The 8,813-nt window shown below is 63.7% G+C and carries 9 protein-coding genes and 3 pseudogenes; 3 read left to right on the top strand and 9 right to left on the bottom strand.

Going from position 1 to position 8,813, the window contains the following annotated elements; all coding sequences use genetic code 11:
• From ACLP9N_RS02525 to ACLP9N_RS02505, 5 genes and pseudogenes are all read right to left on the bottom strand, one after another.
• A pseudogene (locus ACLP9N_RS02525) lies at window positions 1-234 on the bottom strand (cytochrome P450); the annotation flags it as partial.
• On the bottom strand, window positions 231-698 hold the full coding sequence (locus ACLP9N_RS02520) for a hypothetical protein (protein ID WP_442405916.1): 468 nt from the start codon (window positions 696-698) through the stop codon (window positions 231-233). The pseudogene ACLP9N_RS02525 and the gene ACLP9N_RS02520, both read right to left, overlap by 4 nt.
• A 13-nt stretch (window positions 699-711) precedes the next feature.
• Window positions 712-1,242 (bottom strand): hypothetical protein, encoded by a 531-nt coding sequence (locus ACLP9N_RS02515; RefSeq protein ID WP_442405915.1) that lies wholly within the window; start codon window positions 1,240-1,242, stop codon window positions 712-714.
• Window positions 1,239-2,606 (bottom strand): aromatic ring-hydroxylating oxygenase subunit alpha, encoded by a 1,368-nt coding sequence (locus ACLP9N_RS02510; RefSeq protein ID WP_442405914.1) that lies wholly within the window; start codon window positions 2,604-2,606, stop codon window positions 1,239-1,241. Before ACLP9N_RS02510 ends, ACLP9N_RS02515 begins: the two co-directional genes overlap by 4 nt.
• Window positions 2,607-2,676: 70 nt before the next feature.
• Complete coding sequence (locus ACLP9N_RS02505) at window positions 2,677-3,270, bottom strand: hypothetical protein (protein ID WP_442405913.1); 594 nt, start codon at window positions 3,268-3,270, stop codon at window positions 2,677-2,679.
• A gap of 91 nt (window positions 3,271-3,361) precedes the next feature.
• Here ACLP9N_RS02505 and ACLP9N_RS02500 point away from each other — a divergent pair, with 91 nt between their 5' ends.
• The gene (locus ACLP9N_RS02500; protein WP_442405912.1) at window positions 3,362-3,976 is read left to right on the top strand and encodes a TetR/AcrR family transcriptional regulator; all 615 of its coding nucleotides are present in this window, start codon (window positions 3,362-3,364) and stop codon (window positions 3,974-3,976) included.
• 84 nt (window positions 3,977-4,060) lie between these two features.
• Here the strand turns inward: ACLP9N_RS02500 and ACLP9N_RS02495 are convergent.
• The 3 genes and pseudogenes from ACLP9N_RS02495 to ACLP9N_RS02485 form a co-directional block, all read right to left on the bottom strand.
• Window positions 4,061-4,198, bottom strand: a pseudogene (locus ACLP9N_RS02495) (3-hydroxyacyl-CoA dehydrogenase); the annotation flags it as partial.
• Window positions 4,199-4,376: 178 nt separating this feature from the next.
• Entirely contained in the window at window positions 4,377-5,174 is a 798-nt protein-coding gene (locus ACLP9N_RS02490) for an SDR family NAD(P)-dependent oxidoreductase (protein WP_442405911.1), read from the bottom strand.
• A gap of 16 nt (window positions 5,175-5,190) precedes the next feature.
• A complete protein-coding gene (locus tag ACLP9N_RS02485; RefSeq protein WP_442405910.1) occupies window positions 5,191-5,703 on the bottom strand; it encodes a DUF2505 domain-containing protein in 513 nt (170 codons plus the stop codon).
• A gap of 125 nt (window positions 5,704-5,828) precedes the next feature.
• On the opposite strand from ACLP9N_RS02485, the gene ACLP9N_RS02480 reads away from it, so the two are divergent.
• Together ACLP9N_RS02480 and ACLP9N_RS02475 are read left to right on the top strand one after the other, a co-directional pair.
• Window positions 5,829-7,238, top strand: a complete 1,410-nt coding sequence (locus tag ACLP9N_RS02480) for a wax ester/triacylglycerol synthase family O-acyltransferase (protein WP_442405909.1) — start codon at window positions 5,829-5,831, stop codon at window positions 7,236-7,238.
• A gap of 92 nt (window positions 7,239-7,330) precedes the next feature.
• A complete protein-coding gene (locus ACLP9N_RS02475) occupies window positions 7,331-8,083 on the top strand; it encodes an SDR family NAD(P)-dependent oxidoreductase (RefSeq protein WP_442405908.1) in 753 nt (250 codons plus the stop codon).
• A gap of 281 nt (window positions 8,084-8,364) precedes the next feature.
• Here the strand turns inward: ACLP9N_RS02475 and ACLP9N_RS02470 are convergent.
• A pseudogene (locus ACLP9N_RS02470) lies at window positions 8,365-8,813 on the bottom strand (SDR family NAD(P)-dependent oxidoreductase); the annotation flags it as partial.

The following is an 8,813-nucleotide window of genomic DNA, read 5'->3' as shown; positions in this document are numbered from 1 at the left end:
CTCCAGCGGCACCGGGAAACCGGGGAACGGCCCCGTCACCGAGATGCACGACGAGAATCGCTCCGTGTCGTTACAGATCGCCATGCCTTCGTCGTAGCCCGTAACCATCACCACGTCGTGGTGCTTCCCACGCCGAAGCGGGCATTCGTCACGCAGGGCCGCCAGGTAGTCGTAGGGATCAGCCAAAAGCTCGTTGTCGGTGAAAAAGTCGACGGAATCTACATCGCTTATCACGAGATCTCGACTCCTCCAAAGCTTTTCAGCATCTCGGCGGGCGGGAGTGCCATCTGCAGATACAGGTCGATGTGCCGTATCCTGCCGGCGTCGGTGAACTCGTAGACCGACAGCGAGTTGACCACATTGTCGAATTCGCCGATACGGCTACGCTCCTCGAGCTCAAGAAACACCGCGCCGGGTGTCTCGGTTACGCGCCGCAGCGAGCATTCCCATTCCGAGGACGTCGCCCAGTTGGTCAGGAAGTCGACGTACGCGGGCCAGTCCATCACTTCCTTGAATGCGCCGACCCGCTCGAACTCGTCGGTCGCCACCAGCTCGGCCAACGGCGCCCAGCTGTCGACACAGAACCCGGGCTTCTTTGCCTCGTCCACAAGGCGTTTAGTGGTCAGCCCGTATTCCAGCACCGCACGGGAACGGCCGACGTAGTCGTCAATGACATCGCGAATGTCTCGTAGCACTATGATCGCTCTTTCGTCAGATGGATACACCGGCCGTCGCGAGGCACCGCTCGAGCGCCTCGACGTACTCGGAAGTGCCATGGAAGGGACCGCGCACACCGATCGCAACGTCGAGGAAGGTGCTGTACTCGTCGTTGACATGGGTTTCCCAGCGCGTGACTTCGCCATCGTCGTTCGTCTCGACGAAGCTGTAGGAGTAGAAGCCCATCTTGATCCCGTCTTTGGTGTGCCCTTCCCACCGGGTCTTCATGACGAAGCCGTTCTCGGCCGGCCAGTACTTGAAATCGGCTGGCTTCCAGTCGGGAAACGTCAGCGAGTAAACCTTCGCCTCCATCGTGGACGCCCTCGCCGACTCCTCGGGGAACTCGCTCAACAGGAAACCCTGGTCACCCGTGAAGTACGGCGATGCATACACCGCATCGGAAGCGAACTTCCAGGCGTCGACGAACGCCTCACCATCTTGCACCCCCTGGCGCAGGTAGGCGTTGCGGTAGGCCTCCGCCATGCGTCGGTGAAGAGCGACGCGTTCTTCGACAGGCAGCGTCATTTCACCCCACCCGCGAGGTAGCGGTCGAGGACCGAGTGGTAATAGGCGATGACGACTTCCTCCTTCACCAAAGACATGTACGCGAGCCTGCGGTTGCGCAGGCCGATCTGCTGGCGCGGCATCTGCTCGTAATCCTGTTGCAGCGCCTCGAAATACTTGTAGCTGCCTGGCTGGTCGACTTCGATCAGGTTTGCGCGCAACGCATCCCGGTGCTCGGCCGGCAGGTACATGTAGCTGCTGACGTGCCAGATGCATCGGTTGGGATCGCCATCCGGGTGCGGCATGGCCATGATTACGTGACACTCGCCGGCACGAACCGTCATGAAGAAATTCGGGAACAACACCCAACCCTGGTTGTCGCTCATCTGCCCGTCCGTCAAACCGCTGACGTCCAGGCCCATCCCGGTGAGGGTGTCCCGAGTGGCCTCCTGTAGAAGCTTGCGGGCGTTGACGCCGTCCGGGAAGTCCACGGATCCTTCGGCGGCGCGGTACTCGTTGACGAGTTGCTCGAAGCGTGGCAGCACCGCGGCCGTCGACGGGAAGGTTTCGGGCAAATCCATGATGCCGTCGACTTGCTTTTGCGCGCTGGCGCCCTGCACCTCGAAAGGCGCGACGGCCACACTATGCGTCTCGAAGAACCGGTAGCGACTCTTACTCGGGTCGATCTGGATGACGCGCAGCAGTTGCGGGTGAATGCCGTTGATGTGGTAACCCTCATTGAAGGCGTCCATGACGACTTTCCAATTGCAGTCGATGGCTTCGCGGACGTCCATGACGGTGGTGAACTGGTCGAGGTGGTAGGGCGCCAGCAGCTCCGCTACCTCGGGGCCCAGGTATTCGGCGAGCGGCGCCGCGTTCGGATCGGGATTCAAGAAGATGAAGCCACCGAAGGTGTCGACGGACACCTGCAGCAGCCCGTTCCCGTCCTTGTCCTCGCGAGTGAGGAAGTTCTCCCGCTCCCGCAGCCCTCCCCGCATCTTTCCCTCGAGGTCGTAGGACCACAGGTGGTACTGGCACAGGAATCCCCGTTTGGCATTCCCGGTGCCCGTGCACAGCACGTTGCCGCGATGCCGGCACGCATTGACGAAGCCGCGCAGCTGATCGTCCTTGCCCCGCACGACGATGAAGGACTGTTCGAAGATCTGATACACCTTCCAGTCGCCGACCTTGGGCAGCTCGTCGGCTCGGCCCGCGATCTGCCACACCCGCATCCAGATCGCTTCCCGCTCGCGCTGCTGGAATTCGATCGACGTGTAGCGATCGGTGGGGATGCGCAGCGGATAGAGGTCATGGTCGTCGGGCAGAGCTTCGACGCTGTCGACCCAGTCGCCGGGCCGCGCAGTTTCGACGAAATCCGTTGACATGGCTCAGTCCTCCTCGTCGGTGCGTCCACCTCGGCCTGTGGCGTGCATCACTATAGTACGCGTCTGTATGTTAGATACAAGTATGTATGTGGATGGCGGCCGGCGCAATCGTCCAGTAAGACTCCGTTGGCTCGAACAGTGGTGACCGGCCTGCAGCGATGAGCGCCCTAGCCTTGAACGCACGGCCGGCGGCACTGAGGCGATGACGCGTCGGCGACATCACCCGGTCGAGCTCGACACTGAGTTCGATCGCGCCGTCACGACCCCAGACGGCGACCTCGGTCCGCAGCTGACCTAAGGCGCTATGCACCTCCTGACGTACGCGGTCATCGCTACCGCAGACGTCACTCGCCACCGTCAGAACCTGCGGAATCCGACCGCGACCAGAGCCCGCCACGAGCCAGTCCAGGTCGACGACGGCGGCGCCGAGGATCCGCAGCGGTCGGGTGTCTGAGCAGTGCGTCAGCACGGCAGTGACCTCCCAACCGGCCATCGCCAGGTCGACGAGCCGGCCACCCATGCCGCTCACCACGTCGAGCGTGGTTCCGCCAATGACGTCACAGCGGTACCTAATCGGCGCTGGGCTGATGCACGAACAAGACGAAGTTTCCAAGGCGCTGTTCAACGTGGCCATCGCCTCTTCCGGTGGTGTGATGCGTGGCATAATATACATTGTCGTATGTTCTATACGTGAATGTATGCGGCGATCGGCCGGGCGACGCCTTTCTGCTGGGTCAATCTGGGAGAATGGCCCGATGGCGCAACGCTGGACCAGGGAGAGACGCCTCGAACACACCCGCACGCTGCTGCTAGACGCAGCCGAGGAGCTCTTCGCGCGCAAGGGCTTCAGCGGCGCCGCTCTGGAGGACATCGCCGACGCGGCCGGATATACGCGGGGTGCCATCTACGCCCATTTCGGCAGCAAGGAAGAGCTATTTCTGGCGGTCATCGAACGCAATCGGCAACGGTTCCTCGACGGATTCGCAGACGTCATCTCGTCGTCCCACCGACTCGACGAGCTCGACCTCGACGAGCTGGCGAATCGCTGGCGGGACTTGATGAGCAAAACCGGGGCCGACCAGGCAGCGCTCGGGCACGAATTCACCCTCTTCCTGCTGCGGAGCCCCGAAGCCCGTAAACGCGTGGCCGCTCAACGACTCGAGACGGTCCGTTGGCTCAGCGACTACCTGATCGAGGGCGTGGCCCGTCTCGGAGGCGTCTTACGCTTACCGGCGACAACGATGGCCAGGGTGTTGCTGGCGACGAACGAAGGCGTCACCCTCGCCAGCCAGATCGACGGGGAGGACCTCTACCGTGCGTGGCTCGAAATGATCATTTCGGCCATCGAGCCCGCGAAAGATTCGACCTAGCAAGATCACCGTGGTCATGCGCGAAATCGAATGCTGACGCACGCCAGCACACTCAAATATCGAAAGCGAAAAAGCATAACGCGACTACTTCGGAGGAAACCGCAATGCCCCGTCGAGCCGGATCACCTCGCCGTTGAGGTAGTCGTTCTCGATGATCGACGCGACCAACGCGGCGTACTCCACCGAACGGCCCATCCGCTTCGGGTGCGGGACCTGCGGGCCAGAGGCGCCAGTAAATAGCGGTAACACGTTTCCCCAGGTCGCGCGCCAGTCTGTGGGCTTGCGCTGCCCGCGCATGACGTGCACAGACGCGTAGGTCGTTCACCATCGCGCATGACATGTGGTCCCCAACTGGTCCCCAGACCTGATTGCGTGTAGCCACTGCTGAGGCACGCGACTGTCAGCGCACCACGAGTTTGACGAGCCGGTCAGCCACCGTCCTGGGCAGAAGGTCCATGATCCTGCTCTGCATCCCTCCCCCGATCAGATACCGGGGCTTGGGCCGCTTGCTGGTGACCGCGCGATACACGGCACGGGCCAGGATCTTCGGATCCCGCGCACGTCTTTCTTCCCGTGCGCTCGTGCGCCTGGTGAACGCGACAATGGGCTCGAATGGCGATCCGGGAGGAACGGAGGCGGCCAGGCGTTCGGGTATTTGTTGGCTCATCGCGCTCCGGAAAGCGCCGGGCTCGATGACGATGACCGGAATGCCGACGAACAGCAACTCCTGGCGCAGCGCGTCCGAATAGGCCTCTACTGCATGTTTGCTCATCGCATACGGCCCGGTGGTGATGCCGGCGCGGAACCGGCCCGACTCCGAACTGATGTTGACGATGCGCCCGCGGCCGGCGCGCACCAAATCGAACATGGCGCGATTAACCCTGTGTGTTCCGATGACATTCACATCGAAAATGCGCCTCAGCCGCTCCTCAGACACTTCCATCAACGGGCCGAGATCCAGCAGACCCGCGAAGTTGATGACCGCGCCAAGTCCGTCGGTGTGCGCCGCCACTTCGCGTGCGGCTGCTGCACAGCTTGCGGAGTCGGTGACGTCGATGGTGATGGGGATTCCGTGCGAGGCGGCGCCGGGCGTGACATGGCCGCCGGCGAAGACCTTCCATCCTTGCTGGGCGAACTCCTCAGCTGTGGCGGCCCCAAGGCCCGCGGCTGCGCCCGTGATAAAGACCGTGCGTTTCATGCGAACCCGCGAACCCTCAGCAGTTCTCAGCGATCCACGCTGTGGTGAAGCGCTGGATATCCATGATTCCTTCGGCGAGTCGGGTGCTCATGAAGCTTTCGATCCTGCCGCCGACCAACGGGAGTTTGACCTTCACCGTCGCGCTGTACTTCAGCCGCGAGCCGTTGCGCGTCGACGCCAGCAACGCCTCGCCCGCCGCAGACACCGGCGTCCCGGGCAACGAGAAGCTGATATCGCCACGCACCTGGCTCGTGCCGATTCGGCTCCACGTTTCGAGCTGCACCATCTCCAGGTCACCGCGTCCCAACTGGTTGACGAACTTGGGCAGCCGATCCCGCAAGAGGCTGAACGTCGCGGCCACGATCAGGATGCCGTCTGCGTCGACAGCTAACGCGTCGAGCGTGGCCGCGCCCGGGCCGGCGCCGATAGCGGCAAGCCTCGCCCGCCAGTAATCCTCGTCGGCGAACGCCGCATGGACCTGGTCGACGCTGGCCGGGGATTCGGCCGATAATTCAAACGAACGCGGCATGCGCGCAGACTACCGCCATCGGCGGCAGCACGGACGCTGCTGGTTTACCCCGGTCCTAACCACGACGCCGCCTGCGGGGCCTATGGTGATGACAGTCGCGCCCGCCAGATTGGAGTTTGCTCCCCATGGACTGGATGGATCCGCTGGATGCGGCGATGGTGACGGTTGAGCCGATGAGCCAGCCGCAGCACGTCGCCGCTGTGCTAATCCTCTCACCCCCCGACGATGCGGCCCCGAACTACGTCGATGAGCTGTATCGGGAGGCGCTCGCCGCGACGCACCCGATCCACCCACGGCTTCGTCGATATCCCTATCGCGGCATGGACACTCGCGGCATGTGGGTCTGGCGCGATGCTGAAAACCTGGACGTCGGCCAGCATGTCAAGCGCGCGACACTGCCGACCGGCGCCGGTCAAGACGGGTTCTGGCGGCTGATCAGCGAGCTGTACGCCGAGCGGCTCGACCGGTCGCTCCCGATGTGGATGTTCTATCTGATCGACGGCCTCGGAGATGGCCGCTTCGCCTTCTTCGTGAAGGTGCATCACGCAGTGATGGACGGTGTCGCCGGATTCCGCATGATCGCCGACGCGCTCAGCGCCGATTCGACTCCCCGCTCCATGCCGCCCATCTATGGCGCGCAGCACGACGAACCCGCCCCAAAAGCCGCACCGGCGCGCGGCCGGTTACCAAATCCTGTTGCCATGGTGCGGTCGTTGATAAACGCGGCCACGTCGAGCGCCACGCTGGCCGAAAGGGTCGTTGTGGGCGAGGTATCCAACGTGATCGCGAGCATGACCACAGACACGACCGTGGCGCCGGTGGCGGCCCCGTTCACCCGGTTCAACGGTCGAACCGGCGACACGCGCACCGTCGCGGCGGGCAGCTGGCCGAAAAGCCGTATCCGCGCCGTGCAAGACAAGGCCGGGGTGACCGGCAATGATGCGGTCGTCGCCGTGATCGCCGGCGTGTTGCGTCACTGGCTGCGCGACCACGGGGAACTGCCCGAACAGTCGCTGGTGGCGCTCTGCCCGATCACCGTGCGTGGCCGCGCGCAGGGGGCGGATGACGAGCACGGCAACATGTTCGGCGCCTGGCTGTGCCCGCTGGGCACCGACCTCGAAGACCCCGCCGAGCGACTGAATCTGATCCACCGGTCGATGGCGGAAGGAAAACAACAGGTGGCCAGCCGTGGGTCGGGAGCGTCGCTGTTGCTGCTGGTGCCGACCCAGGTAACCACGGTGCTGCTACCGAAGACGCCGTTTCCCAAGGTGCGCACCGGATACAACGTTCCGATCTCCAATATTCCGGGGCCACGGACCGAAATGTTTTGGAACGGTGCGCATGTGGACGACATCTATCCGATTGGCACCATCTACGACGGTCTGGCACTGACCGTGACCGTGTGTTCGTATGCCGACCGCATCAGTTTCGGTTATCTTGCGGGCGGCGATGTGATGCCCGACATCAGTGAGGTAATAGGACTCACCGAGCGGTCCCTCGCCGATCTGGAGGCGGCAGTAGGAGTGTGGCGCTGATAGGTCGGCCCGAGCCAGAGGTTAATGCGGAACTCGTGGTCTCGCTAACGACGCCGTCGGCGAGTGGCCGGTTCAAATAAAGGGTCATTTCGATGGGTCTGATTGCCGGTGATTTAACCCGCGACGGCCACCAGGCTGCGGACGCGTCGACGATTCGCTGCAGACCAGACACGTCGGCGGCCAACGATCTGCGGATGGAACGCGCACAGTCAGTTGTAGACGACGTACGCGCGGCCGGAGGCTCGGCCATTCCCGTTCCGTTTGACGTCACCGACTACGGTGCCGTCACCGACGCACTCGCCGCGGCCGGCAGTGTCGACGTGCTGGTGAACAACGCCGGAAACGCCGGCGCAGACGGTTTCGCCGGCCGAGGCCGCTTCGCCGAATCTCAGCCGGCCGACTGGGAGCCATTCCTGCGGGTGAACCTCTACGGCGTGCCCAACTGCACGCGTACCGTCCTGCCCGCTATGATCGACAACAAGTGGGGCAGGGTCATCACCATCGTCTCCGACGTTGGTTGTACGGGAGACCCGAATTCTGCGGCCTACGCCGCGTCGAAAGCCGGTGCCGCAGGGCTCACCCGATCGGTCGCGCTCGAGACCGGACGCCACGGGACCACCGCCAACAACATCGCCCTCGGAACCATGCGCACACCGCTGACCGAGCCGTTATGGGCCCAGCCCGACTCCCCTCAGGCTAAGGCGATCCTCCAAAGCTACGTGATCCGCAGGCCCGGAAACCCGGACGGCGCAGCCTCGCTCGCTGTTCTGCTCGGCAGTGACCGAGGCTCCTGGATCACGGGCCAGACCATCCCGGTCAACGGCGGCTTCTCGTTCGCGCTCTGACAGGTCACAAAACGACGAGTTGCAGCAGCGCGGTTGTCAGAGCCCCCAATCTCAGACACTTTCACGGCCATGGCGGGGGCGGGGGCGGTCGTGCTTAGATGGCCGAGTTCCTGCACCGTTCGCGGTCTTTGCGATATGGGACGCGCACCGTGGCCGGGGCCCGGTGATGTTTTGGGAGCAGTCGACTGATTGGTTCTCGTTGTGGACTCCCGCGGCGTCTTCACGCAGTGCTATGGCTCGGATGCGCTGGACGCGTCGTTGCTCTTGGTGGCCTTGACCCGGTGTGCCACCACCCAGGCGTCCGCCGACTCGTCGTCAGGTGTGGCCAGGAATTCCAGAAGCCGCGGCAAATCGTTCTCCCATCCGATACCCGCAACGGAGGAGATAAAGCAGATCGCCGAGCCGCGGGCTAGCTGGCCATCGGCCAGCATCCGCTCGATGAGATGCCGATGGCCGATGAAGTTGATTCTCATCAGGTCTGGGCCATCCGCCACACCGGCTGCCGAGAAGATGGCGTCGACCGGTCCACCCACCGCCTCGATCGCGGTGTCGATCGAGGCCCTGTCCCGAAGGTCCACCGTTAGCGCATTGGCGACCTCGTAGGTCACCGGCGCGCGGTCCATGACGACGACTTCGGCGCCGAGCGCCCCCTGCCGTCTTCGCCCCTGCCGTCTTCGCCGCGGCCGCGCCGATGCCGGTCGCACCGCCGACTACCAGCACGCGCTTGCCG

This window comes from Mycobacterium sp., from assembly GCF_052144515.1.
Lineage (GTDB): Bacteria > Actinomycetota > Actinomycetes > Mycobacteriales > Mycobacteriaceae > Mycobacterium.
Note: the sequence above shows the minus strand (reverse complement) of the source record. Positions and strands in the feature narration are given on the sequence as shown.

What these genes read in the sequence shown, in the direction of transcription:
- ACLP9N_RS02500 (WP_442405912.1), top strand. Translation starts at nt 3,362, where the DNA reads ATGGCGCAACGCTGGACCAGGGAGAGACGCCTCGAACACACCCGCACG.
- ACLP9N_RS02515 (WP_442405915.1), bottom strand. Translation starts at nt 1,242, where the DNA reads ATGACGCTGCCTGTCGAAGAACGCGTCGCTCTTCACCGACGCATGGCG.
- ACLP9N_RS02475 (WP_442405908.1), top strand. Translation starts at nt 7,331, where the DNA reads ATGGGTCTGATTGCCGGTGATTTAACCCGCGACGGCCACCAGGCTGCG.
- ACLP9N_RS02505 (WP_442405913.1), bottom strand. Translation starts at nt 3,270, where the DNA reads ATGCCACGCATCACACCACCGGAAGAGGCGATGGCCACGTTGAACAGC.
- ACLP9N_RS02510 (WP_442405914.1), bottom strand. Translation starts at nt 2,606, where the DNA reads ATGTCAACGGATTTCGTCGAAACTGCGCGGCCCGGCGACTGGGTCGAC.
- ACLP9N_RS02485 (WP_442405910.1), bottom strand. Translation starts at nt 5,703, where the DNA reads ATGCCGCGTTCGTTTGAATTATCGGCCGAATCCCCGGCCAGCGTCGAC.
- ACLP9N_RS02490 (WP_442405911.1), bottom strand. Translation starts at nt 5,174, where the DNA reads ATGAAACGCACGGTCTTTATCACGGGCGCAGCCGCGGGCCTTGGGGCC.
- ACLP9N_RS02480 (WP_442405909.1), top strand. Translation starts at nt 5,829, where the DNA reads ATGGACTGGATGGATCCGCTGGATGCGGCGATGGTGACGGTTGAGCCG.